General features: G+C 72.2%; 23 protein-coding genes. 18 read left to right on the top strand and 5 right to left on the bottom strand.

Annotated features, from left to right (window positions below; all coding sequences use genetic code 11):
- The first annotated feature begins 236 nt into the window (after positions 1-236).
- The 11 genes from ACZ7GX_RS09655 to mutM all read left to right on the top strand — a co-directional run bounded on the left by ACZ7GX_RS09655 (position 237) and on the right by mutM (position 10,353).
- Positions 237-3,614: a pyruvate carboxylase gene (locus ACZ7GX_RS09655; protein ID WP_498774748.1), complete on the top strand. Its 3,378-nt coding sequence runs from the start codon at positions 237-239 to the stop codon at positions 3,612-3,614.
- A 408-nt stretch (positions 3,615-4,022) separates the two neighbouring features.
- Entirely contained in the window at positions 4,023-5,111 is a 1,089-nt protein-coding gene (locus tag ACZ7GX_RS09650) for an MBL fold metallo-hydrolase (protein WP_498774746.1), read from the top strand.
- 4 nt (positions 5,112-5,115) lie between these two features.
- Positions 5,116-5,682, top strand: coding sequence for a 16S rRNA (guanine(966)-N(2))-methyltransferase RsmD (rsmD, locus tag ACZ7GX_RS09645; RefSeq protein WP_498774744.1), 567 nt, complete (start codon positions 5,116-5,118; stop codon positions 5,680-5,682).
- A gap of 54 nt (positions 5,683-5,736) precedes the next feature.
- Positions 5,737-6,219 (top strand): pantetheine-phosphate adenylyltransferase, encoded by a 483-nt coding sequence (gene coaD / locus ACZ7GX_RS09640; RefSeq protein WP_498774742.1) that lies wholly within the window; start codon positions 5,737-5,739, stop codon positions 6,217-6,219.
- 65 nt (positions 6,220-6,284) lie between these two features.
- A complete protein-coding gene (locus ACZ7GX_RS09635) occupies positions 6,285-6,713 on the top strand; it encodes a guanyl-specific ribonuclease (RefSeq protein WP_498774740.1) in 429 nt (142 codons plus the stop codon).
- Positions 6,714-6,800: 87 nt separating this feature from the next.
- Positions 6,801-7,517: a DivIVA domain-containing protein gene (locus tag ACZ7GX_RS09630; RefSeq protein ID WP_498774738.1), complete on the top strand. Its 717-nt coding sequence runs from the start codon at positions 6,801-6,803 to the stop codon at positions 7,515-7,517.
- A 105-nt stretch (positions 7,518-7,622) separates the two neighbouring features.
- Positions 7,623-8,210 carry a YceD family protein gene (locus ACZ7GX_RS09625; protein ID WP_498774736.1) on the top strand — a complete coding sequence of 196 codons (588 nt, stop codon included), beginning with the start codon at positions 7,623-7,625 and terminating at the stop codon, positions 8,208-8,210.
- 2 nt (positions 8,211-8,212) lie between these two features.
- Positions 8,213-8,395: a 50S ribosomal protein L32 gene (gene rpmF / locus ACZ7GX_RS09620; RefSeq protein WP_053720453.1), complete on the top strand. Its 183-nt coding sequence runs from the start codon at positions 8,213-8,215 to the stop codon at positions 8,393-8,395.
- 30 nt (positions 8,396-8,425) lie between these two features.
- Positions 8,426-9,247: a ribonuclease III gene (gene rnc, locus ACZ7GX_RS09615; protein WP_498774734.1), complete on the top strand. Its 822-nt coding sequence runs from the start codon at positions 8,426-8,428 to the stop codon at positions 9,245-9,247.
- Between the two features lie 7 nt (positions 9,248-9,254).
- Positions 9,255-9,485: a hypothetical protein gene (locus tag ACZ7GX_RS09610; RefSeq protein ID WP_498774732.1), complete on the top strand. Its 231-nt coding sequence runs from the start codon at positions 9,255-9,257 to the stop codon at positions 9,483-9,485.
- A gap of 10 nt (positions 9,486-9,495) precedes the next feature.
- Complete coding sequence (gene mutM / locus ACZ7GX_RS09605) at positions 9,496-10,353, top strand: bifunctional DNA-formamidopyrimidine glycosylase/DNA-(apurinic or apyrimidinic site) lyase (protein WP_498774730.1); 858 nt, start codon at positions 9,496-9,498, stop codon at positions 10,351-10,353.
- Between the two features lie 9 nt (positions 10,354-10,362).
- Here the strand turns inward: mutM and ACZ7GX_RS09600 are convergent, their stop codons facing one another.
- Entirely contained in the window at positions 10,363-10,797 is a 435-nt protein-coding gene (locus ACZ7GX_RS09600) for a MarR family winged helix-turn-helix transcriptional regulator (RefSeq protein WP_498774728.1), read from the bottom strand.
- A gap of 254 nt (positions 10,798-11,051) precedes the next feature.
- On the opposite strand from ACZ7GX_RS09600, the gene ACZ7GX_RS09595 reads away from it, so the two are divergent.
- Positions 11,052-11,729, top strand: a complete 678-nt coding sequence (locus tag ACZ7GX_RS09595) for a response regulator (protein ID WP_498774726.1) — start codon at positions 11,052-11,054, stop codon at positions 11,727-11,729.
- A gap of 144 nt (positions 11,730-11,873) precedes the next feature.
- Here the strand turns inward: ACZ7GX_RS09595 and ACZ7GX_RS09590 are convergent, their stop codons facing one another.
- The gene (locus tag ACZ7GX_RS09590; RefSeq protein WP_498774724.1) at positions 11,874-12,980 is read right to left on the bottom strand and encodes an NAD(P)/FAD-dependent oxidoreductase; all 1,107 of its coding nucleotides are present in this window, start codon (positions 12,978-12,980) and stop codon (positions 11,874-11,876) included.
- Positions 12,981-13,049: 69 nt separating this feature from the next.
- Between ACZ7GX_RS09590 and ACZ7GX_RS09585 the strand changes: the two genes are divergently transcribed.
- Positions 13,050-13,607 carry a GNAT family N-acetyltransferase gene (locus tag ACZ7GX_RS09585; RefSeq protein ID WP_498774722.1) on the top strand — a complete coding sequence of 186 codons (558 nt, stop codon included), beginning with the start codon at positions 13,050-13,052 and terminating at the stop codon, positions 13,605-13,607.
- Here ACZ7GX_RS09585 and ACZ7GX_RS09580 read toward each other — a convergent pair whose 3' ends face one another.
- From ACZ7GX_RS09580 to ACZ7GX_RS09570, 3 genes are all read right to left on the bottom strand, one after another.
- Positions 13,608-14,087, bottom strand: a complete 480-nt coding sequence (locus tag ACZ7GX_RS09580; RefSeq protein ID WP_498774721.1) for a hypothetical protein — start codon at positions 14,085-14,087, stop codon at positions 13,608-13,610.
- Positions 14,088-14,223: 136 nt separating this feature from the next.
- Positions 14,224-14,721: a hypothetical protein gene (locus ACZ7GX_RS09575; RefSeq protein WP_498774719.1), complete on the bottom strand. Its 498-nt coding sequence runs from the start codon at positions 14,719-14,721 to the stop codon at positions 14,224-14,226.
- 19 nt (positions 14,722-14,740) lie between these two features.
- A complete protein-coding gene (locus ACZ7GX_RS09570) occupies positions 14,741-15,469 on the bottom strand; it encodes a CAP domain-containing protein (RefSeq protein ID WP_498774717.1) in 729 nt (242 codons plus the stop codon).
- Positions 15,470-15,506: 37 nt separating this feature from the next.
- Here ACZ7GX_RS09570 and ACZ7GX_RS09565 point away from each other — a divergent pair, with 37 nt between their 5' ends.
- The 5 genes from ACZ7GX_RS09565 (at position 15,507) to ACZ7GX_RS09545 (ending at position 23,407) form a co-directional block, all read left to right on the top strand.
- Positions 15,507-15,803 carry an acylphosphatase gene (locus ACZ7GX_RS09565; RefSeq protein WP_498774715.1) on the top strand — a complete coding sequence of 99 codons (297 nt, stop codon included), beginning with the start codon at positions 15,507-15,509 and terminating at the stop codon, positions 15,801-15,803.
- 33 nt (positions 15,804-15,836) lie between these two features.
- Positions 15,837-16,343 (top strand): sigma-70 family RNA polymerase sigma factor, encoded by a 507-nt coding sequence (locus ACZ7GX_RS09560; protein ID WP_498774713.1) that lies wholly within the window; start codon positions 15,837-15,839, stop codon positions 16,341-16,343.
- A complete protein-coding gene (locus ACZ7GX_RS09555) occupies positions 16,340-16,984 on the top strand; it encodes an anti-sigma factor family protein (RefSeq protein ID WP_498774711.1) in 645 nt (214 codons plus the stop codon). Before ACZ7GX_RS09560 ends, ACZ7GX_RS09555 begins: the two co-directional genes overlap by 4 nt.
- A gap of 58 nt (positions 16,985-17,042) precedes the next feature.
- Positions 17,043-20,795, top strand: coding sequence for a chromosome segregation protein SMC (smc, locus tag ACZ7GX_RS09550; RefSeq protein ID WP_498774709.1), 3,753 nt, complete (start codon positions 17,043-17,045; stop codon positions 20,793-20,795).
- A 122-nt stretch (positions 20,796-20,917) separates the two neighbouring features.
- Positions 20,918-23,407, top strand: coding sequence for an Ig domain-containing protein (locus tag ACZ7GX_RS09545; protein ID WP_498774707.1), 2,490 nt, complete (start codon positions 20,918-20,920; stop codon positions 23,405-23,407).
- The last annotated feature ends 170 nt before the right edge of the window (positions 23,408-23,577 follow it).

Below are 23,577 nucleotides of genomic sequence, written 5' to 3'. Positions count from 1 at the left end.
CGGACGTCAATCCGCCGCACGCGTGGGGGCTGCGCCGCGCGACCTCGCAAGGGAGAATCCCGGGGCGTGATCCCAGGTCGCGCCCGCCTTGACCGGAGGAGTGACCGATCACGATGACGTCCGTCACGTGGGATGGAACTCCCGAGGGGCGGGAAGCGCACGGTAGCGTGCCTTGATTCATCGAGTCCCGCCCGCGCTCGGGCGGGACTCGCCGAGTAACCGGGAGGGAACGCCGCATGTTCCGCAAGGTTCTTGTCGCCAACCGCGGCGAGATCGCGATCCGGGCCTTTCGCGCTGCCTACGAACTGGGCGCCGGCACGGTTGCCGTCTTCCCCCACGAGGACCGCAACTCCCTGCACCGGCTGAAGGCCGACGAGTCGTACGAGATCGGCGAGCCCGGCCACCCCGTCCGGGCCTACCTGTCCGTCGAGGAGATCATCAAGGCGGCGCGCAAGGCGGGCGCCGACGCGGTCTACCCCGGCTACGGGTTCCTCTCCGAGAACCCCGAGCTGGCCAAGGCCTGCGCGGACGCCGGCATCACGTTCGTCGGCCCGCCCTCGGACGTGCTCGAGCTGACCGGCAACAAGGCGCGCGCGATCGCCGCGGCCCGTGCCGCCGGCCTGCCGGTGCTCAAGTCCAGCGAGCCGTCCAGCGACATCGACGCCCTGGTCCGGGCCGCCGAGGACATCGCGTTCCCGGTCTTCGTGAAGGCCGTCGCGGGCGGTGGCGGGCGCGGCATGCGGCGGGTGGAAGCCCCCGCCGCGCTCCGGGAAGCCCTGGAAGCCGCGTCACGCGAGGCGGAGTCGGCGTTCGGCGACCCGACGGTGTTCCTGGAGCAGGCCGTGGTCGAGCCGCGGCACATCGAGGTGCAGATCCTCGCCGACGGCGGGGGCAACGTGATCCACCTGTTCGAGCGCGACTGCTCGGTGCAGCGCCGCCACCAGAAGGTCATCGAGATCGCGCCCGCGCCGAACCTGGACCCCGGGCTGCGCGACCGGATCTGCGCCGACGCCGTCAAGTTCGCCCGGCACATCGGCTACCGCAACGCCGGCACCGTCGAGTTCCTGCTCGACCCGAACGGCAACTACGTCTTCATCGAGATGAACCCCCGCATCCAGGTCGAGCACACGGTCACCGAAGAGGTCACCGACGTCGACCTGGTGCAGTCGCAGATGCGCATCGCGAGCGGCGAGACGCTGGACGACCTCGGCCTGAGCCAGGAGACCGTGCAGCTGCGCGGCGCGGCCCTGCAGTGCCGCATCACCACGGAGGACCCGGCCAACGGCTTCCGCCCGGACACCGGCATGATCAGCGCCTACCGCTCGCCGGGCGGCTCGGGCATCCGGCTGGACGGCGGCACGACCGGCGCGGGCACGGTCATCGGCGCGCACTTCGACTCGATGCTGGTCAAGCTGTCGTGCCGCGGCCGGACGTTCTCCGCCGCGGTGGCCCGCGCGCGGCGCGCGGTGGCCGAGTTCCGCATCCGCGGCGTGTCCACGAACATCCCGTTCATCCAGGCGGTGCTGGACGACCCGGACTTCTTCGAGGGCCGGGTCACGACGTCGTTCATCGAGAAGCGCCCCCACCTGCTGACGGCGCGGCACTCCGCCGACCGCGGCACGCGGATGCTGACCTACCTGGCCGACGTGACGGTGAACAAGCCGAACGGCCCGCGCCCGTCCGTCGTGGACCCGAGGGTGAAGCTGCCGGTGGTCGACCTGAACGCCGAGCCGCCGGCGGGGTCGAAGCAGAAGCTGGACGAGCTGGGTCCGGAGGGCTTCGCCCGCTGGCTGCGGGAGAGCAAGGCGCTGGCCGTCACCGACACCACGTTCCGCGACGCGCACCAGTCGTTGTTGGCGACGCGGGTGCGGACGAAGGACCTGCTGGCGATCGCGCCGCACGTGGCGCGGATGGCGCCGCAGCTGCTGTCGTTGGAGGCGTGGGGCGGCGCGACGTACGACGTGGCGCTGCGGTTCCTGGCCGAGGACCCGTGGGAGCGGCTGGCGGCGCTGCGCGAGGCGGTGCCGAACATCACGCTGCAGATGCTGCTGCGCGGCCGGAACACGGTGGGCTACACGCCGTACCCCGAGGCGGTGACCAGCGCGTTCGTCGAGGAAGCGACGAAGACGGGTATCGACATCTTCCGGATCTTCGACGCGCTCAACGACGTGGAGCAGATGCGGCCGGCGATCGAGGCGGTGCGCGAGACCGGCACGGCGCTGGCCGAGGTGTGCCTGTGCTACACCTCGGACCTCTCGAACCCGGACGAGCGGATCTACACGCTCGACTACTACCTCAAGCTGGCCGAGCAGATCGTGGGCGCCGGTGCGCACGTCCTCGCGGTGAAGGACATGGCGGGCCTGCTGCGCCCGCCGGCGGCGGCGCGGTTGGTGACGGCGCTGCGCAAGGAGTTCGACCTGCCGGTGCACCTGCACACGCACGACACGGCGGGTGGGCAGCTCGCCACCTACCTGGCGGCCATCCAGTCCGGGGTGGACGCGGTGGACGGCGCGGTGGCGTCGATGGCGGGCACGACGTCGCAGCCGCCGTTGTCGGCGATCGTGGCGGCGACGGACTACACGGACCGGGCGACCGGTCTGGACCTGCGCGCGGTGTGCGACCTGGAGCCGTACTGGGAGTCGGTGCGCAAGGTCTACGCGCCGTTCGAGTCGGGGATCCCCGGTCCGACAGGGCGGGTGTACTCGCACGAGATCCCCGGTGGGCAGCTGTCGAACCTGCGGACGCAGGCGGTCGCGCTCGGGCTCGGGCAGAAGTTCGAGGAGATCGAGTCCATGTACGCGGCGGCCGACCGGATGCTCGGTCGGCTGGTGAAGGTGACGCCGTCGTCCAAGGTGGTGGGCGACCTGGCGTTGCACCTGGTCGGAGCGGGTGTCTCGCCGAAGGAGTTCGAGGCGGACCCGGGTCGGTTCGACATCCCGGCGTCGGTGATCGGGTTCCTGCACGGTGAGCTGGGCGACCCGCCCGGCGGGTGGCCGGAGCCGTTCCGGAGCAAGGCGTTGCAGGGGCGTGCCGCGCCGAAGGGCGTGGCGGAGCTGACCGACGACGACCTGAAGGGCTTGGAGCACGACCGGCGGGCGACGCTCAACAGGTTGCTGTTCCCGGCGCCGACGAAGGAGTTCCAGGCGCACCGGGAGGCGTATGGCGACACGAGTGTGCTGGGCAGCAAGGACTTCTTCTACGGGCTCAAGCCGGGGGAGGAGTACCAGGTCGACCTGGAGCCCGGGGTGCGGCTGCTGATCGGGCTGGAGGCCATCGGTGAGGCGGACGAGCGCGGTATCCGCACGGTGATGGCGACGTTGAACGGGCAGTTGCGGCCGATCCAGGTGCGCGACCGGTCGATCGCGGCCGAGGTGCCCGTGGCGGAGAAGGCGGACCGGGGCAACCCGGGGCACGTCGCGGCGCCGTTCGCCGGGGTCGTCACGCCCAGCGTGGCGGAGGACGAGCAGGTCGAGGTCGGGCAGACGATCGCGACGATCGAGGCGATGAAGATGGAGGCCGCGATCACGGCGCCCAAGGCCGGGCGGGTCAAGCGGCTCGCGGTGCGTGGGGTGCAGCAGGTCGAGGGTGGGGATTTGTTGATCGTGCTGGAGTGAGGTGGGCCGGCTCGGGGTCGGCTCGGGTTTGGGCTGGACCGGGTTGAGGTCGGCTCGGGTTTGGGCGGCTCCGGGCAGGTCACTTCCGGCTCGATTTGACATGGGGCCCTTACGGGCACCCCAGGCAGGCCAAAGCCGGGCAGGCATGGCGGAAAAAGCACCCGCCAAGCCTGCCCGGCTTCGTCCAGCCTATGGCGCCCGAACCCATGTCAAATCGGGCCTAGGTGCTGGTGTTCCGGGTCCGTTGTGGTGGTGGATCAGCTGTTGCGGCGGGCGTGGTTCCGGAGGCCGTGGTTCCGGAGGCCGCGGTTCCGGCGCGATGTGCGGAAAGCGGAGCGGGCTTGAGTGTTCGCGGCCACATCGGGCGTTCGGGGGAACCGGGGGGTTCGGGGCGGCGTTGGTGGTGGCATGAAGAAGGTCGCTGTCGGGTTGTTCGCTCTCACGGCCGGTGTTGTTGCCTGGGCGGCGCGGGATGTGTCGTTGGCGTTGGGTGGGAAGCCCGGTGGGGAGCGGGTGCGGCGGTCGCCCCGGTATCGCGACGGGAAGTTCCACAACGCGGCGAGCACGCGGACGATGCCGGACGGCGCGGCGGGGACCGTGCGGGAGATGTTCTTCGGTGGGCAGCAGCGGCGGCCCGTCGGTGAGGTGCCGTTGGTGCCGCCGACCGTTGGTTCGGCGGACGGGTTGCACATCACCTGGTACGGGCACGCGTCGACGTTGGTGGAGATCGACGGGGCGCGGGTGTTGATCGACCCCGTGTGGAGTGACCGGGTCTCACCGTCGCAAGTGGTCGGTCCGCGTCGGTTGCACCCCGTGCCGCACTCGTTGCCCGAGGTGGGGCCGGTGGACGCGGTGGTGATCTCGCACGACCACTACGACCACCTCGACCTGGCGACGGTGCGGGCGTTGACCGCGGACACGGACGCGGTGTTCGTGGTGCCGCTCGGCATCGGGGCGCACCTGCGCCGGTGGGACGTGCCCGAGCACCGGATCGTGGAACTGGACTGGGACGAGTCGCACGAGGTGGCCGGCGTCACGTTGGTGGCCACGGCGGCGCAGCACTTCTCCGGCCGCGGCTTCCAGCGGGACAACACGCTGTGGGCGTCGTGGGTTCTGAAGGGGCCGGCGCACCGGGTCTACTACAGCGGCGACACCGGTTACTTCGACGGTTATCGGGCGATCGGCGAGGAGCACGGTCCGTTCGACGCCTCTTTGATCCAGATCGGTGCTTACGGGCCCGGTTGGCCGGACATCCACATGACGCCGGAAGAAGGCGTCACGGCGCATCGGGACGTGCGGGGTGGCCTCTTGATCCCGGTGCACTGGGCGACCTTCAACCTGGCGTTCCACGACTGGTCCGAGCCGGTCGACCGGGTGTGGCGCGAGGCGAAGGCGCACGGGGTGCCGTTGGCCGTGCCGCGGCCCGGCGAGCGGATCGACGTGGAGCAGCCGCCGGAGGTCGACGGGTGGTGGCAGGCGCTCGCGGTGGGACGATGACCCGGTGACCAGGATTGTCGCGGGCGCCGCCGGTGGCCGCCGGCTGCAAGTGCCGCCGAGGGGTACCCGTCCCACCTCCGACCGGGTTCGCGAGGCGTTGTTCAGCTCGTTGGAGACGCTGCTCGACCTCGACGGCGCGGTGGTGCTCGACCTGTACGCGGGGTCGGGGGCGCTCGGGTTCGAGGCGTTGTCGCGGGGTGCGGTGAGCGCCACGTTCGTGGAGTCGGACAAGCGGGCTGCCGAAGTCCTGAAGAGCAACGCCAAGGTGGTCGCGCTGCCCGGCGCGACGGTGGTGAACCGCACCGCGGAGGCCGTGGTGGGCGGTGTGGCGGAGGTGGCGTGCGACGTCGTCTTCGCCGATCCGCCCTACGCGGTGACGGACGGGCAGCTCAACCGGCTCCTCGCGGCGCTGGTCACGAACGGTTGGACGAAACCGGGGTCGCTGATCGTCGTGGAACGCGACGCGCGCAGTCCTGAACCGATTTGGCCGAGTCCGGTGGAATCGTTGCGCAGCAAGCGATACGGCGACACGGCGCTGCACTGGGCCGAACAGGTCGACGCCTCCGGGTGATGCCGACCACGCACCGGAGTGGACGCGTCCGATCGGGTGCTACCGTCCGAAACCATGACGCGTGCCGTGTGCCCCGGCTCCTACGACCCGGCCACCAACGGACACCTGGACATCATCGGCAGAGCGGCGAAGCTCTACGACGAGGTCGTCGTCGCCGTGCTCATCAACAAGACCAAGAAGACGTTGTTCTCGGTGGAAGAGCGCACGGAGATGCTGCGCGAGGTCACCTCGCAGTGGCCGAACGTCCGCGTCGACTCCTGGCACGGCCTGCTGGTCGACTACTGCCGGGAGAACGACGTCCAGGCCATCATCAAGGGCCTGCGCGCGGTCAGCGACTACGACTACGAGCTGCAGATGGCGCAGATGAACTACCAGCTCAGCGGGGTCGAGACGCTGTTCATGCCGACGAACCCGATCTACAGCTTCCTGGCCAGCTCCCTGGTCAAGGACGTGGCGACCTACGGCGGCGACGTGACGAGCCTGGTGCCGCCGTCGATCAAGGACCGGCTCACGGCCAGGCGCGCAGAGGGTCGTTGACCGGTCACGGTCCGTTAACTTGAGGACCGCCTCTTCGTCGCTGGGTGCGGTTAGCGTTCACTGGCATGAGCGAGATCACATCGCGCACCGCGAAGGTGCTGCTCTCCCTGCTGCTGGTCCTCGCGGGCACGTTCACCACCTCGACCCAGGCGGTCGCGGCCGAGTCGGTCGCGGTCGCGCAGGCCGCGTGCGGTGACACGTCCGGCTTCCGCAAGGTCGCCCTCTCCGCCCTGCCCGTCCAGGCGACCGACACCGTGAGGTTGGTCCAGCGGGGCGGGCCGTACCCGTATCCGCAGGACAACCAGACCTTCTACAACCGCGAGGGCATCCTCCCGGCGTGCTCGACCGGCTACTACCGGGAGTACACGGTCAAGACGCCCGGGGTCTCCACCCGCGGCGCGCGGCGGATCGTGACCGGCAACGCCACCCCGAAGCTGTACTTCTACACGTCGGACCACTACGCGAGCTTCGTCCTGGTGGACATCACCCGTTAGCCGGACACGCCCTGCCGATCTCCCGGCGGCGAAGAGATCGGCAGGGCACACTAGGACGGGTACTGCTGTGGGCGCGAGGAGTGTGACGTGTACCGGGTGTTCGAGGCCCTCGACGAGCTGGTCACGATCGTCGAGGAAGCGCGTGGCGTGCCGATGACCTCCGGGTGCGTCGTGCCGCGCGGCGACGTGCTCGAACTCCTCGACGACGTGCGCGACGCCATCCCGGCGGAGCTGGACGACGCCCAGGACGTGCTCGACCACCGCGACGAGCTGGTCGGCAAGGCGCAGCACGACGCGGACCAGGCGCTGAGCAAGGCGCGGTCGGACTCCGAGCGGATGGTCGCCGAGGCGCAGCACGAGGCCGAGCGGATGCTGTCCGAGGCCCGGGCCCGGGCCGAGCGGATGGTCGCCGAGGCCGAGGACCAGGCGCAGCGCACCGTCTCCGCGGGCCGCCAGGAGTACGAGGACCTGGTGGGCCGGGCGCACGCCGAGGCCGACCGCATGGTCCAGGCGGGCCGGGCCAACTACGAGCGCGCGATCGAGGAGGGCCGGGCGGAGCAGGCGCGCCTGGTCGACGGGACCGAGGTCGTGCAGGCCGCGCACGCCGAGGCCGCCCGCGTGCTGGACGCCGCCCAGACGGAGGCGATCCGGCTGCGCAGCGAGTGCGACGCGTACGTGGACGGCAAGCTGGCCGACTTCGAGGACCTGCTCGCGCACACCCTGCGCAGCGTCGGGAAGGGTCGCTCGCACCTGCGCGGCCCGGCCGTCGCGAGCGCCGCGGCGCCGTTCGACTACCACGAATGACCCGACCGGACGACGCCCCGACCAGCCGATTTCACGTGGACGCCCGTTGTCCCGTACCCTTGACCGGCTGGTCGTGGTAAGTCCCCGACGGCAACACCAAACATCATGTCTGAGCATCGTCACGCCTCCGCGCGTCCCACAGCGACCGGGCCCTGGGTCATCGACACCAGGGACCTCGGGCGTCGTGCGGGCTCCAGCCGCGGGGTGCGCCGGACGGTGCCCGCTGAGGGCGTCGGCCTGCTCGGCGTGATCGCGGTGCCGGCGGGGGGCAACGTCGAACTCGACCTCCTGCTGGAGTCGGTGGTCGAAGGCGTGCTCGTGACGGGCACGGCCGCGACGGTGGTCGAAGGCGAGTGCTCGCGCTGCCTCGACCCACTGTCCGCGGAGGTCGAGGTGGAGCTGACCGAGCTGTACGCGTACCCGGACAGCACCACCGACGAGACGACCGAAGAGGACGAGGTCAGCCGTCTGCACGACGACCTGATCGACCTCGAACCCGTGGTGCGCGACGCCATCGTGCTCGCGCTGCCACAGGTGCCGCTGTGCTCGCCGGACTGCCTCGGGCTGTGCGTCGACTGCGGCGGCAGGCTGGCTGATCTCGGCCCCGACCACGGGCATGAGACGATTGACCCCCGTTGGGCCGCCCTCCAAGAGCGGTTCGACGGGAATCGTGACAATCCAGAGGAGAACTAGTCGTGGCCGTCCCGAAGCGGAAGATGTCGCGCTCGAACACGCGCTCGCGCCGCGCTCAGTGGAAGACCAGTGCTGTGCACCTGGTGGCTTGCCAGAACAGGGCCTGCCGCCAGCCGAAGCCGCAGCACATCGCCTGCCCGGCCTGTGGCCAGTACGACGGCCGCCAGGTCGTCCAGCCGGCCTGATCACCCCTCTGGCGAAGGTAGCGGCGAATCGTGGGGGGTAGGTCGTCGCGCGGTCGGTCCGCCGACCGCGCCCCGTTGCTCGAAGCGCTCGGCGTCCCGTTGGACGCCGAGCTGCTGACGCTCGCGCTCACACACCGGTCGTACGCGTACGAGAACGGCGGACTGCCGCCGAACGAGCGACTGGAATTCCTCGGCGACGCGGTGCTCGGCCTCGTCGTCACCGATCACCTGTACCGCACGCACCCCGAGCTGCCCGAGGGCCAGCTCGCCAAGCTCCGCGCGAGCGTGGTGAACATGCACGCCCTGGCGGGCGTGGCCAGGGGTCTCGGCGACGACGGGTTGGGCGGGCACCTCCTGCTCGGTCGCGGCGAGGAGCTGACCGGCGGCAGGGACAAGGCGAGCATCCTCGCGGACGGCCTGGAAGCCGTCATCGGCGCGGTGTACCTGCAGTTCGGCATCGAAACCGCGCGTCAACTCGTTCACCACCTGTTCGACCCGCTGTTGGCCGAAGCGCCGCTGCGTGGTGCTGGACTGGACTGGAAGACGAGTCTCCAGGAGCTGACCGCGTCCGCCGGCCTGGGCGTCCCCGAGTACCGGGTGGACGACCAGGGCCCCGACCACCGCAAGGAGTTCACCGCGACGGTGCTCGTCGGTGGACAGGCCTACGGGACCGGTGACGGGCGCACGAAGAAGGAAGCCGAGCAGAAGGCGGCCGCGGCCGCCTACCGCGTGCTGCAGGAACGGGTCCGCGCCGAGGAGACCGGCGCGTCCGGGAACGGCCACGCACCCGGCTCGGCCACGCAGGCTTCACCCCAGGCTTCACCTCAGGCTTCACCTACTCAGGAAGACTGACGCCGAAATGTATGCCACGAACGTCCGGACGAACCGGCGCGCGCGCCACGCGCGTCCGTCCCGCCCGCTGAACGCCAGCCGCAACGGCGGCATCCAGGGCCTGGTCCTCGTGCGCGACACCGCCCAGGCGGGCGGCTGGGTGCTCAAGCCGACCAAGCCGCAGGCCGCCGCCTACCAGATGCTCGAAGAGCTGGAGCAGGCCGAGGCCGCCGCCGCCGAGCGCGAGTCCGAGGACTGATCACCCGCCGGTGCCCGAGCTGCCCGAGGTAGAGGTCGTCCGCCGAGGTCTGCACGAGCACGTCGCGGGGAGGACCGTCGAAGCGGTAGAAGTCCTCCACCCACGCGCGATCCGCCGACACCTGCCCGGTGCGGCGGATTTCGCCATGCGCCTGACCGGTCAGCGACTGGAGGCCGCGCGCCGTCGCGGCAAGTACCTGTGGGTCGACCTGTCGGGCGGCGACGCCATGCTCGCGCACCTCGGCATGAGCGGCCAGATGCTGGTCCAGCCCGTCGGCGCGCCCGACGAGAAGCACCTGCGGGTGCGGGTCCGGTTCGCCGACGGCGGCCCGGAGCTGCGGTTCGTCGACCAGCGCACGTTCGGCGGGTTGGCGTTGGCGGAGATCGTCGAGGTCGACGGCGCCCGGCTGCCGAAGCCGGTGGCGCACATCGCGCGCGACCCGATGGACCCGGCCTTCGACCCGGACGCGGCGGTCGCGGCGTTGCGGAAGCGGCGGACCGAGGTCAAGCGCGCCCTGCTCGACCAGACGCTCGTCTCCGGCGTGGGGAACATCTACGCCGACGAGGCGCTGTGGCGGGCCGGGCTGCACGGGTTGCGGCCCGTGGACAAGCTGACCAGGCCCAAGGCCGCCGAGCTGCTCGCGCACGCCACGCAGGTGATGTACGAGGCGCTCGGCGAGGGCGGGACGTCGTTCGACGCGCTCTACGTCAACGTGAACGGCCAGTCGGGCTACTTCGACCGGTCACTGGCCGTGTACGGGCGGGAGAACGAGCCGTGCCGGCGGTGCGGGACGGCGATCCGGCGCGAGCCGTTCATGAACCGCTCGTCCTACTCGTGCCCGCGCTGCCAGCCCCGACCGAGGGGCTGACGGCCGGGCTCACCGCGCCGGGTCGGCGAGCCTGCGCAGCACGGGCGTGACCGCTCGGAGCGCGTCGCGCTCGGCCGGCTCCAACCGGGCGATCCGTTCGGACAACAGCTCCGCCTCGCCGTGCGCGAGGGACAGGATGGTCTCCCGGCCGAGGCCGGTCAGCTCGACGATCGTGGCCCGCCCGTCGGCCGGATCGGATTCGCGGCGCACCAGGCCGCTCGATTCCAGGCCCGTCACCACCGTGGTCGCCGTCGGCTGCGAGCACAGCGCCCGCACCGCGATCTCGCCGATCCTCATCGGCCCCTGCGACGCGAGTTCCGCGAGCACCAGCAGCTGGGTGGGCTGCAGGCGCCGGACGGACGCGGACTGGCGCAGGCTGCGGATCAGCCGGTGCACGGCGACCACGAGTTGTAACGCGTCCTGATTAGTCACACTGGTGGTCATCAGACCTCCTCGTGGCTCACCGTGAGTGAGCAAGTGTCCGAATTCGGACAGGACATTCGCACTTTCGCAGTACGGCTGTCCAGGGAATGGATTCATTCGCACCCGGATGTACTCACGCTTTCCGCACCGATGCGGAGAAGGACGCGTCAAAACGGCATAAAGGGAGAACAGAACCGCATCAAGGGCCCGTCAGGAAGTTCGCCGAACGTAGTCGGGCACGGTGGGCGCGCGAGGTCCGGGCGTAGTGTCTCAGCGTGACAAAGGTGCTGGTCGTCGATGACGAGCCGCAGATCGTGCGGGCGTTGCGGATCAACCTGTCGGCCCGCGGCTACTCGGTCCTGACCGCGCACGACGGCACGACGGCGCTCAAGGCGGCGGCCGAGGGCAAGCCGGACGTGGTGGTGCTCGACCTCGGGCTGCCGGACGTGGACGGCAGCGAGGTGATCGCGGGTCTGCGCGGCTGGACGACCGTGCCGATCATCGTGCTGTCCGCGCGGGTCGACTCCGCCGACAAGGTGCAGGCGCTGGACGCGGGCGCCGACGACTACGTGACCAAGCCGTTCGGGATGGACGAGCTGCTGGCCAGGCTGCGGGCGGCGGTGCGGCGCTCGGCGGTGGCGGAGGGCGAGGACGCGGTCGTGGAGACGGCGTCGTTCACGGTCGACCTGGCGGCGAAGAAGGTGCGCCGAGCCGGCGCCGAGGTGCACCTGACGCCGACGGAGTGGGGCCTGCTGGAGATCCTGGCCCGCAACCGCGGCCGGCTGGTGGCGCAGAAGCAGCTGCTGCAGGAGGTGTGGGGCCCGGCGTACGCGAAGGAGACCCACTACCTGCGCGTGTACCTGGCCCAGTTGCGGCGCAAGCTGGAGCCCGAGCCGGCGCGTCCGCGGCACCTGGTGACCGAGCCCGGCATGGGCTACCGGTTCGAGGTCTAGCGCACGTCCGGAGAGGGCTGCCCCGCCGCCACGGGGACCTGCAGGCCCGGTCGTCCGTCGTAGCCGAGGGCTGATTCTGCGCCGCGTCGGCCGACGATCTGCGCGCGTCGGCCGACGCGGTATGTGCCGCGGCCCCGTGCCCGCTCAACCCGCCGGCATCGTGGGGTGGCGCTGGAACGCCAGGGCGGTGCGCACCACCAGCTCCTTGGTGATGGCCGCCGCACGGCCGGTGAGCACGCGTTCCCTGGGGCGGTCGTCGGCGTCCACGAACTGGATCAGGGCGTCCCTCCGACCGAGGCTGATGCACCGGATGCGGTACCGGAAGTCGAGCCGATCGGCCGGCTGCCCGCCGTCGAGCCGCTTCGCCAGCGCCCGCACGGCCTGCTGCGACGTCGGCAGGCCGGTCGCGCACGCCATGCGCAGTTCGAGGCCGTCGTGCCGCTTCATCGCGGCGGCGTCGCCGATGCCCTGGACGTCCGGGTGCGAGATCGACGTCAACGTCTGGTCGACCAGCATCCGGCCGCGGTCGTCCACCGCGAACCCGGCCCGTGCGGCCAGGTCCGGCACGGCGAAACCGGCCGTCCAGACGACGGTGTCGGCGGCGACGAGCTCGCCGGCGTCGAGCACCAGGCCGTCGGCGCGGACCTCGGTGACGTGCGCGTGGTCGCGGACCCGGACGCCGAGCCGGTCGAACACCTCGCGCACGTGCCGCCTGCCCTTGTCCGACAGGGCATCGCCGAAGCCGCCGGCGGTGACCAGCACCACGTCCAGGTCGGGGCGCGACTCGGCCAGCTCGGAGGCGGCCTCGATGCCGGTCAGCCCGCCGCCCGTGACGGCGACCGTGCGCGCGGTCTTCAGCGCCACGGCCAGCTCCTGCGCGTCCTCCCGGGTGGAGAGGGCGTGCGCGTGCTCGGCTGCGCCCGGGACGCCGGCCAGGTCGGCGTGGCTGCCCAGCGCGTAGATCAGCCGGTCGTAGGCCAGCGCGCCGTCGGTGAGCCGGACCTTGCGCGCGTCGGGGTCGATGTCGGTGACCCGGTCGACCACCAGCTCGACCCCGGTGCCCTTGAGGACGTCGGCGAGCGGGACGTCGCGCATCCGCTGCCCGGTCGCGAACTGGTGCAGCCGGACCCGTTCGACGAACCGGTCCCGCGCGTTGACGAGCGTGACCCGCGAGTCGGTCCACTTCGCCGCCAGCTTGGCCGCGGCCAGACCCGCGTAACCCGCACCGACCACCACGATGTGCTCTGCCATGTTCGGCTCCTTTCGCCTGTCAGAGGAGCGAAACGGGAGCGTCGGGTGTGACGGCTTAGGGTGTGAAGCGTGTCACCGGTTTCCCTGATCCACACCTGGCAAGTGCCCGCGCCGGCGCTCGTCGCGGCCCGCGAGCTGCTCGACGAGGCGTTCGACGGCGATTTCGGCGACGAGGACTGGGAGCACAGCCTGGGCGGCGTGCACGCCTTCGTCTGGGACGGCGACGAGCTGATCGGCCACGGCGCCGTCGTGCAGCGTCGGTTGCTGCACGTACGCCGGGTCGCGGGTGTCCCGCACCCGACCCGCGCGCTGCGGGCCGGGTACGTGGAAGGCGTCGCGGTGCGTGCGGACCGACGTCGTCAGGGCGTGGGCGGGGTCGTGATGGCCGCGCTGGAGGACGTCGTGCGCGGCGCGTACCCCCTCGGCGCCCTCAGCGCGTCGGAGGAGGGCCAGGAGTTCTACGCGGCGCGGGGGTGGCAGCGCTGGCGGGGCAGGACGTTCGCGATGACGCCGACCGGGGTCGAGCGCACCGAGGAAGAGGACGACGGGGTCTTCGTCCTGCCGGTCGTGCCGCTCGACCTGACGGGCGACCTCGCGTGCGACTGGCGTGACGGCGACGTCTGGTAGCTACGGCTCGTCGGTTTCGTCCTCGTCGTCCTTGGTCGTCGGCGTGGTGGCGCTGGTCGACGCGGAGGACGACGGCGAGGGCGGGCGGTAGGACGCCGGCGGGTTGCTCGGCGGCTGGGCGGTGAGCCGGGGTTCGGACGACGTCGCCGCGCTGGTCCCCGGCGCCGGGTCCGCCGCCGGTGGTGTCCCGTTCTCCGGTGTGGAGCCCGGCTCCTTGCGCGGCGGCTGCTCGCCCGCGCGCTTGGACACGGTGACCACCAGCGTGGCCGTCCTCGCGTCCGGCGCGGCGGCGTCCGGCGCGTCCTCGGTCGTCAGCACCTCGACCTCGGGCACCGGCGGTGGCGAGGCCGTCGACCCGCCGCCGGTCAGCACCGACGCGAGGGTGGCGATCACGGTGGCGACGACGGCGCCGCCCGCGGCGAGCAGCACGACCGCGGTGATCTTCTTCTTCGGCGGCGCGGTCTGGTCTTCCTCGAACACACCATCTCCCTGTGGGGGATCCGGACGGATGGTCAGTGTTCGGGTTATCGGCCGCTCAGGCCGCCTACCTCAACGTTCGGGCGGTCCACCACACGATGGTGTGGCGGACCGTCACCGACCGCGGATGATCTCGTTACTAGCCGGCGCTGTTGGTCGTCGTGGTGGTCGTCGGTGCAGTCGTGGTGGTGGTCGTCGTCGTGATCACGGGCGGCGTCGTGGTGGTGGTCGTCGTGACCACCGGCGGCGTCGTGGTGGTCGTCGGCTGGGGCTGGGGGTCGTCCACCACCGTGGTCGTGGTGGTGCCGTCCGGCCGGGTCACCGTGGTCACGCGGGTGCGGCGCGACGTGGTCGTCGTGGTCGCGTCGGTCGTCGTGGTGGTCGACTCCGCGGTGGTGGTCATGCTGACCGAGGAGGACGACGACGTGCGCGGTGCCGTGCTGAGGGTGCTGCGGGACACGACGTCCTCGCGCGGCAGCTGGTTGGCGGGCGACGCGTCCGGGGTCGCGCCCGCCAGGGACGCGATGGTGGCGAAGATCGTCGACACGGCGACACCGGACGCGGCCAGCAGCACGTGGGGCGACACGCGCGGGCGGGTGCGCTCGGGCTCCGGGGTCTCGTACAACGGTTCTCCCATGGTCTGTCGGACGTCGTCTCTACCAGCCGAAGTTCTGGGTCCAGTACCAGCCGCGGGTGTCCAGGCCCACGCCGATGGTGGTGAACCCGCAGTTCAGGATGTTGCGGCGGTGCCCGTCGGAGTTCATCCAGGCCTTCATGACCTGCTCGGCGGACCGCTGGCCCATGGCGATGTTCTCCCCGCCGGGGCTCGGGTAGCCCGCCGCGCGCATGCGCTGGGCGAAGTCGACGCCCTCGGGGGTCGTGTGCGAGAAGTAGTCGCGCTGGGCCATGTCGGCGCTGTGGCCCTGCGCGGCCTTGACCACCCGGTCGTCCACCGCCAGCGGCTTGCAGCCGGCGAGGTCGCGCGCCTCGTTCACCAGGGCGACGACCTGCTGCGCCTGCGTCGTGTCGGCGGGCGGGGTCGTCGTCGTGGGCGCGGGCGACGGCTCGGACGTCGTGGTCGTCGGCTCCGTCGTCGTGGTGGTGGTCGTGGTCGTGGTGGTCGTCTCGGTGGTGGTCACCGTGGACGGCGGCGCCTCGGTCGTGGTCGGCCGGACCTCCGGCTCACGGCTCTGCGCGGGCCCGCCCACACCCCCGACCCCGCCGACGCCGATGTTGTCGGAACCGCCGCGCTGTGCTGCGCTTTCCCCGACGAACGGGGCGAGCTGTTCCGGGTTGGCGACGGCGACGCCGGTCGCACCGGCCGCGCCGAGGAGCAGGCCGACGAGTCCGCCGATCACGGACCGGTTACCGCGCCGTGCTGTCACGGTCGCGCACCGTACCACTAACGGGTGAAATGACAGGATGGCTCTTGTGGCTGGAGTAGAGCAGACCGTGCGCCTGACCGCCTGGGTGCGGGGTCACGTGCAGGGTGTCGGTTTCCGGTGGTGGACCCGCGCCCGGGCGCTTGAGCTGGGACTTGTCGGTTCGGCGTCCAACCTGCGTGACGGCCGGGTCGAGGTGAACGCCGAAGGTTCGGAGGCCGCGTGCCGGGAGCTGCTGACTGCGTTGCGTTCGGGTGATACCCCCGGTCGGGTGGACTCGATCGTGGAGCGCTGGTCGGAGGCCCGCGGCGGCTTCACGGGTTTCGTGGAGCGTTGAACGCCGAGGGGCCCGATGGCGTAGTACATCGATGTGGACCGTGGCGAAGATGTCGTCAGGCAGCTGTACGGCCGTTGGCGCGGCCCGCTGCACGGCTACGTCCTGCGTCTGGTCGGCGGTGACCACCAGCAGGCGGAGGACGTCGTCCAGGAGACGTTGCTGCGGGCGTGGCGGCACGTCGACGAGCTGACACCCGCCGACGCGGGCCCGTGGCTGTACACCGTGGCCAGGAACCTGGTCATCTCCGGCTTCCGCAAGCGCGGCGGCCGCAACAGCGAGGTGCAGATCGAACCGGGCGACCTGCCGCCGGTCGCGGACGAGGTGGAGCACGTCCTGCAGAGCTGGCAGGTCGCGGAGGTGCTGCGCGCGCTCAGCGCCGACCACCGCAACGTGGTGATCGAGCTGTACTACCGGCGGCGTTCGGTGGCGGAGGCGGCCGCGGTGCTGGGCATCCCGCCCGGCACGGTCAAGTCGCGCTGCTTCTACGCCCTGCGGGCGCTGCGGGACGCGTTGGAGGAGCGGGGGGTGACGGAGTCGTGAGCTGCGCGGAGACCGTGGCGCTCGGCGCCTACCTGCTCGGCTCGCTCGACCCGGCGGAGCGGTCGTCGTTCGAGCGGCACGTGCGCGGTTGCGCCGCCTGCCGGCGGGAGATGGTCCGGTTGGCCCCGCTGCCCGGGTTGCTCGGCCAGGTGCAGCTGTCGGACCTGGAGCTGCCGTTCGACGACCCCGCGCCCGATCCCGACCTGCGACCGCTGCCGCCCGCGCCCGAACCGGCGCACGTGCCCGCGGCGGGACGGCGGAGACGGTGGCCGGTGCTGGTCGGCGCCGCCGCGCTCGTCGTGCTCGTGGCGCTGGGCGTGCTCCTGGTGCCGCGGCTGACCGGGGACGACGCCGTGACGTGGCACGCCGCCGACGCCGCGTCCGGCGTGGTGGCCACCGCGGACCTCGTCGGCAGGTCGTGGGGCACCGAGCTGTGGATGAGCATCGAGAACATGCCCAAGGGCACGAGGTGCAAGCTGATCGTCCACGACCGGGCCGGGCGGACCGAGATCGGCGGCTGGTGGGGCACCGACCACGCCCCGGACGAGCGGATCCCCGGCGCCACGTCGTTCCCGGTCGGGGAGATCGAACGGCTCGACCTCGTGGTCGACATGTTGGTCCTGGTCTCGGTCCGGCCGTGATCGCGCAGGTCAGCGTGCCGCCGACTGGTTCGCGGCCCGCACGGGTACTCTGCCCCGCGTGCACCTCAAGAGCCTGACGCTGAAGGGGTTCAAGTCCTTCGCCTCGGCTACCACGCTGCGCTTCGAGCCGGGGATCACCTGCGTCGTCGGACCGAACGGCTCGGGCAAGTCGAACGTGCTCGACGCGCTGCGCTGGGTGATGGGCACGCAGGGCGCGAAGGACCTGCGCGGCGGCAAGATGGAGGACGTCATCTTCGCCGGCACGTCCGGCCGCGCGCCGCTGGGCCGCGCCGAGGTGACGCTGACCATCGACAACTCCGACGGCGCGCTGCCGATCGACTACGTCGAGGTGTCGATCACCCGCCGGATGTTCCGCGAGGGCGCCACCGAGTACGAGATCAACGGCAACTCCTGCCGGCTGATGGACATCCAGGAACTGCTCAGCGACTCCGGCATCGGCCGCGAGATGCACGTGATCGTCGGCCAGGGCCAGCTCGCCGCGATCCTGGAGTCCAAGCCCGAGGAGCGGCGCGCGTTCGTCGAGGAGGCCGCGGGCGTCCTGAAGCACCGCAAGCGCAAGGAGAAGGCGCTGCGGAAGCTGGAGGCGATGCAGGCGAACCTGACCCGCCTGACCGACCTCACCGCCGAGCTGCGCCGCCAGCTCAAGCCGTTGGGCAAGCAGGCCGAGATCGCGCGGCGCGCGCAGGTCGTGCAGTCGGAGCTGCGGGACGCGCGGATGCGCCTGCTGGCCGACGACCTGGTGACGCAGCGCGAGGCGTTGGCGCGCGAGGAGCAGGACGAGGCCGCCGCCCGCGCCCGCCGGGCCGAGGTGGAGAAGTCGCTGCAGCAGGCCCAGGTGCAGCAGAACGAGCTGGAGGACCAGGTCGCGGCCGACGCGCCGAAGCTCCAGCAGGCCCAGGACACCTGGTACCGGCTGTCGGCGTTGGAGGAACGGCTGCGCGGCACGGTGCGGCTGGCCGTGGAGCGGGAGCGGCACCTGTCGGCGGCGGTGGACGCGCCGCGCGGCGGGCGTGACCCGGACGAGCTGGACGCCGAGGCCGAGCAGACCGCGGAGCTGGAGCAGGAGCTCCAGGACGGCGTGACCGAGGCCCGGGTGGGGCTGGCGGAGGCCGTGGAGACGCGGGCCGAGCTGGAGCGCATGGTGTCCGCGGCGGAGAAGGCGCACCTGGCCGCGGTGCGGGCGATCGCCGACCGGCGCGAGGGCCTGGCCCGGCTGTCCGGTCAGGTGGAGGCGCTGCGGTCGAAGACGAGCGCGACCGCCGAGGAGATCGAGCGGATGTCGGTCGCGCTGGCCGAGGCGGTCGAGCGGTCCGAGGTCGTGCAGCAGGAGCTGGCCGAGGCCCGTGAGGTGACCGGGACCGAGGACGAGGACGACGTCGGGCTCGACGAGCGGCACCGGCTGGCGGTGGAGTCCGACGACGCCGCGCGCCGCCGGGTCGAGGAGCTGGTCAAGGCCGAGCGGACGGCCGAGCGGGACATCGCGTCGTGGAAGGCACGGGTGGACGCGCTGTCGCTGGGCCTGACCCGCAAGGACGGCGCGGGCGCGTTGCTGGCGTCGCGGCTGCCCGGGTTGCTGGGCTCGGTCGCGGCGCTGCTGACCGTGGAGCCGGGCGCGGAGGTCGCGCTGGCGGCGGCGCTGGGCCCGATCGCGGACGCGGTCGCGGTGGCGTCCGGCGCGGACGCGGTGGCGGCGCTGGAGCTGTTGAAGGAGCAGGACACCGGTCGGGCCGGGGTGCTGGTGGGCGGCGCGCCGGTGAGCGTCGACCGGTCCGGGTGGCCGTCGTTGCCGTCGGACGCGCGGTGGGCCGTGGACGTGGTGCAGGCGCCGGAGCCGCTGCGGCCCGCGTTGCACCGCGCGTTGGACCGGGTCGTGGTGGTGGACTCGCTGGCCACCGCGCGCGGGTTGGTGGAAGCGCACCCGTCGGTGCGCGCGGTGACCCGTGACGGCGACGTGCTCGGCGCGGACTGGGCGGTCGGCGGGTCCGGGCGCAGTCAGAGCGTCATCGAGGTCCAGGCCGCGGTGGACGAGGCTTCGGAGAAGCTGGCGCTGGCCGAGCGCGCGCTGGAGCAGTCCACGGCCGCTCTTGAGGGCGCACGGGCCGAGCAGCAGGCACGGCGTGCCGAGGTCGCCGCAGTGAAGGAGCAGCTCAACGAGGCCAAGGTGCGGCGCGCCCGGTCGTCGGAGCGGCTGAACCGGCTGGCCGCGGCGGTGCGCTCGGCCGAGGCCGAGGTGGAGCGCGTGCGGGCGCAGCGGGCGAAGGTCGAGGCGGCCCGCGAGGAGAACCTGCTCAAGCTCGGCGAGCTGGAAGAACGCCTGCTGGTGGCGGAGGAGCAGCCGCTGGACGACGAGCCGGACACGTCCCACCGCGACGAGATGGCGGCCGAGCTGGCCGCCGCGCGCCAGGGCGAGGTGGACGCCCGGCTGGCGTTGCGGACCGCCGAGGAGCGCGCCCGAGCGTTGCAGGGCAAGGCGGAGGGGCTGCGCCGGGCGGCGCGTGCCGAGCGCGAGGCGCGGGAACGCGCCCAGCGCGCCCACGCCGCCCGGGCCAGGGGCGCGGTCGTGGCGAAGGCCGTGGTGCGGGGCGGCGAGGTCGCGCTGGAGCGGATCGCCGCGTCGTTGGGCCGGGCGGCGCGGGAACGTGACGCGGCGCAGGAGCGCAAGGCGCGGCGCGAGACGTACCTGGCGCAGGTGCGCAACCTCGTCCGCGAGATGTCGGTGGAGCTGGAGAAGCTGACCGACGCCGTGCACCGCGACGAGGTGCTGCGGGCCGAGCAGCGGATGCGCATCGAGCAGCTGGAGACCAAGGTCGCCGAGGAGTTCGGCATCGGCCTGGAGGACCTGGTCGCCGAGTACGGCCCGGACGTGTTCATCCCGCCGTCGCAGCAGGAGGTGGCCGAGTACGAGGCGGCCAAGGAGCGCGGCGAAATGGTCACCGCGCCGCAGCCGATGCCGTACGACCGGGACACGCAGGCGCGGCGGGCCAAGCGCGCCGAGCGGGACCTGTCGCTGCTGGGCAAGGTCAACCCGCTGGCGCTGGAGGAGTTCGCGGCGCTGGAGGAGCGCTACAAGTTCCTGTCCAACCAGCTGGAGGACATCAAGGCGACGCGGCGCGACCTGCTGACCGTGGTGAAGGAGGTCGACGACAAGATCCTGGAGGTCTTCACGTCGGCCTACGAGGACGTCGCGCGCGAGTTCGAGGTCGTGTTCAAGGTGCTGTTCCCCGGTGGCGAGGGACGGCTGGTGCTGACCGAGCCGGACGACATGCTGACCACCGGCATCGAGCTGGAGGCCAGGCCGCCGGGCAAGAAGGTCAAGCGGCTGTCGCTGTTGTCGGGTGGCGAGAAGTCGCTGGCGGCGGTGGCCATGCTGGTCGCCATCTTCCGGGCGCGGCCGTCGCCGTTCTACGTGATGGACGAGGTCGAGGCGGCGTTGGACGACACCAACCTGCACCGGCTGATCAGCCTGTTCGAGCAGCTGCGCGAGCACTCGCAGCTGCTGATCATCACGCACCAGAAGCCGACGATGGAGATCGCCGACGCGCTGTACGGCGTCTCGATGCGCGGTGACGGCATCAGCCAGGTGATCTCCCAGCGCCTGCGGGGCGAGGACAAGCCGAAGCGCGCCAAGGCCGCACCGAAGGCCGCCGCGGCCATCGCCGCCGACGCCGCTGCGGACGTCGAGGTCGTGCCCGGTGACGCCGTCGACGCCGCTGGGGAAGCCGCCGCCGAGGACGCGCCGGTCGCCGAGGACGCGCCCGTCATCGAGCCCGGATCGACCTCGCCCGCCTAGGACCGGACCCGTAACGGGCGTTCCCCGGCGGTCGACTTCGTGATCAAGGGGAGTGCCCGGCCGCCGTGCGGCGGCCCGTGGGCGCGCGGTCACGAGGGGGTTCGATGCGTTGGTGGTCATGGGTGGGAGCGGTCCTGTCCGCGGTTCTGGTGACCGGGGTGCTGCTCCCCGCGGCGGCACGAGCGGGAGCCACGACGCCTTACGCGTTCGAGGACCGGGCCTACACGCCGGTCACGCCGACGCGGGTCCTCGACACCCGTAGCGGCCTCGGCGCGCCGGCGGGCCCGGTCGGCCGGCAGGGTCGGGTCGACGTGCGGACGGCGGGGCGCGGCGGGGTGCCCGCCACGGGCGTGGCCGCGGTCGCGATCAACCTGACCGGCACCGAGCCGACCGCCACCACCCACGTGATCGCCTACCCGGCCGGTGACACCAGGCCGACGGCCAGCAACCTGAACCTGGTCGCCGGCCAGACCGCGCCCAACGCGGTGGTCGTCAAGCTCGGCGCGGACGGCTCGATCAGCCTCTACAACAACGACGGGTCGGTGCACCTGATCGTCGACGTGGTCGGCTGGTTCGCCCACGTCCCCGACTTCACCGCCACCCGGCCCGCGCGCCTGCTCGACACCCGCTCGGGCCTCGGCGCCCCGGCGGGCAAGGTGGGTCCGCGCGGCAGCGTCGACCTGGACGTGACCGGCGTGGGCGGTGTGCCCGCCGCGGGCGTCGGCGCGGTGGTGGTCAACCTGACCGGGACGGAAGCCACCGAGGGCACGCACGTCATCACCCACGCGAAGGGCACCCCGAGGCCGTCGACCAGCACCCTCAACGTGGTCGCCGGGCAGACCGTGCCGAACCTGGCGGTCGTCGAGGTCGGTGCGGACGGCAGCATCAGCCTCTACAACAACGCGGGTTCGATCCACCTCTTGGTCGACGTCGTCGGCTGGTTCGCGATCGGCGCGGACTACGGCGGTGTCGCGCCGACCCGCCTCTTCGACAGCCGCACCGATCACCCCGTCCGGGAGGTCGGGGGCGTGGACGTCGAGGTCGCCGGTCAGGGCGGTGTGCCCGCGGTGGGCGTGGGCGCGGTCGTGCTCAACGTGACCGCGACCGAGGCGAACCGCAGCACCTACGTGACCGCGGCTCCGGTGGAGAACCCCTTCCCGCGGATCAGCAACGTGAACGTCGAGCCGGGGCAGACCGCGTCGAACCTGGTGGTCGTCGAGCTCGGCCCTTCGGGCCGGGTGCACCTGCACTCCTGGAAGAGTGACGTCCACCTCGTCGTCGACGTCGTCGGGTGGTTGTCGGTCGGCGTCACCGCCGCGGTCGACAAGCCGGACGGGACCGAGATCATCGCGCCCTCGCGCGTGACCGCCGTGTCCGGCGCGGACGTCACGCTGACCGGCGCGCCGCCCGCCGCGGGCACCGTCGTGTTCGTCGCGCCCGGCTCGGCGACCACGGGCCGCGGCCTGCTCGGCCGGGTCACCGGGACGACCGCCGGCGACGGCGTCACCACGGTCCACACCCAGCCGGTGATGATCACCGAAGCCTTCCCGTCCGGGCGGGTGGCGGGCAGCGTCGACACCCGGTCCCTGATGCCCGACGCCCTGCCGTCACCGGCGAAGGTGCTCGCCGGCCCGGCGATCGTCGCCGGTCCCGGAGGCCGGGTCCGGGTCACCGCGCGCGACCTCGTCGCGCAGTGCCAGGAAGGTACGGGGGAGGCCGACGCCGACCTGTCGGTCCACGCCCGGGCCCTCGTCCACGCCGAATGGGGCGCCGACGGCGTCCGGAGCGTGCGGACGGCCTTCGAGTTCGACCTCGACGGCTCGCTCACCGCGGTCGTGGCCGGGCACGCCGCGCCCACGACGGCGTGCCGGTTCGAGGTGGGCCCCGACATCCCGCTCGGCACGATCTGGGGCTTCACCCCCAGCGCGCGCAACGTGCTGGACGTGCGGTTGTCGGGCGGCGTCCCGGAGACGGTCGACGTCAGCGGGCACGTCCGGGTCGGTGCGCACCACGTGCGCGGCAGTGACGTCCAGTGGCTCCACGACGGCGACGTGCGGGGTACGCGGACCACGGCCACCATCGCCGTGGACGGCAGCGTGGAGGTGCTCTTCGCGCCGCGCGGATCCATGGCGTTCGGCTCCGTCGCCGGTCCGTCGTTCGTCGGCGGCATGTACGCCGACTCGACCACGTCGGTCATCGGCGACCCGTGGTGGTACAGCGTGTTCGGGGTGCGGGCAGCGGCGGACTTCGACGTCGACGGCTGGTTCCCCGTCGCGCCCGCCACGCTCCCGGTGTCGCGGGGCCCGTGGACCGACTCCTACAACAACTACGGGTTCTGGCCCGGACCGCGCATGGTGTCCGGTCCGCTGAAACCGGCCGTGGTCGGCGCCGCCTACGTCTCGTCCCTGAACCTCAGGACCGGCCAAAGCGCGACCGTGGGCCCGAGCGTCGTCGAGGGCGCCCTCCCACCGGGCCTGCTCATGATGCCGGAGACGGGCGTGCTGCGCGGCACCCCCACCGCCGCCGGCGAGTACAGGTTCACCGTGGAAGCCGGTGACGTCAGGGGGCACCGGGTGCGGGCCACGTTCACCCTGCCGGTGAACCCGGCGTAGGCGGGCGACTTCGAGGACCGGCTCCGGGCGCGCGTCGAGGACGGGCGCCCGGAGCCGGTCGCGTGATGGCCTGGTTGCCCGAGCACCGCGAGGTGTGGCGGGAGCGGGCTCTGGCGCGGCGGCGAGGGCCGGGCGTCGCCGACCTCCGAAGGGCGGCTGACGGCGTCGGT

Source organism: Actinosynnema sp. NPDC037264 (genome assembly GCF_055603705.1).
This window is presented reverse-complemented; position numbering and strand designations above follow the sequence as displayed.

Excerpts from the sequence above, each read along its gene's own strand:
- ACZ7GX_RS09655 (WP_498774748.1), top strand. The coding sequence starts at position 237 with ATGTTCCGCAAGGTTCTTGTCGCCAACCGCGGCGAGATCGCGATCCGG.
- ACZ7GX_RS09650 (WP_498774746.1), top strand. The coding sequence starts at position 4,023 with ATGAAGAAGGTCGCTGTCGGGTTGTTCGCTCTCACGGCCGGTGTTGTT.
- coaD (WP_498774742.1), top strand. The coding sequence starts at position 5,737 with ATGACGCGTGCCGTGTGCCCCGGCTCCTACGACCCGGCCACCAACGGA.
- ACZ7GX_RS09635 (WP_498774740.1), top strand. The coding sequence starts at position 6,285 with ATGAGCGAGATCACATCGCGCACCGCGAAGGTGCTGCTCTCCCTGCTG.
- ACZ7GX_RS09625 (WP_498774736.1), top strand. The coding sequence starts at position 7,623 with ATGTCTGAGCATCGTCACGCCTCCGCGCGTCCCACAGCGACCGGGCCC.
- ACZ7GX_RS09610 (WP_498774732.1), top strand. The coding sequence starts at position 9,255 with ATGTATGCCACGAACGTCCGGACGAACCGGCGCGCGCGCCACGCGCGT.
- ACZ7GX_RS09600 (WP_498774728.1), bottom strand. The coding sequence starts at position 10,797 with ATGACCACCAGTGTGACTAATCAGGACGCGTTACAACTCGTGGTCGCC.
- ACZ7GX_RS09590 (WP_498774724.1), bottom strand. The coding sequence starts at position 12,980 with ATGGCAGAGCACATCGTGGTGGTCGGTGCGGGTTACGCGGGTCTGGCC.
- ACZ7GX_RS09575 (WP_498774719.1), bottom strand. The coding sequence starts at position 14,721 with ATGGGAGAACCGTTGTACGAGACCCCGGAGCCCGAGCGCACCCGCCCG.
- ACZ7GX_RS09565 (WP_498774715.1), top strand. The coding sequence starts at position 15,507 with ATGGCTCTTGTGGCTGGAGTAGAGCAGACCGTGCGCCTGACCGCCTGG.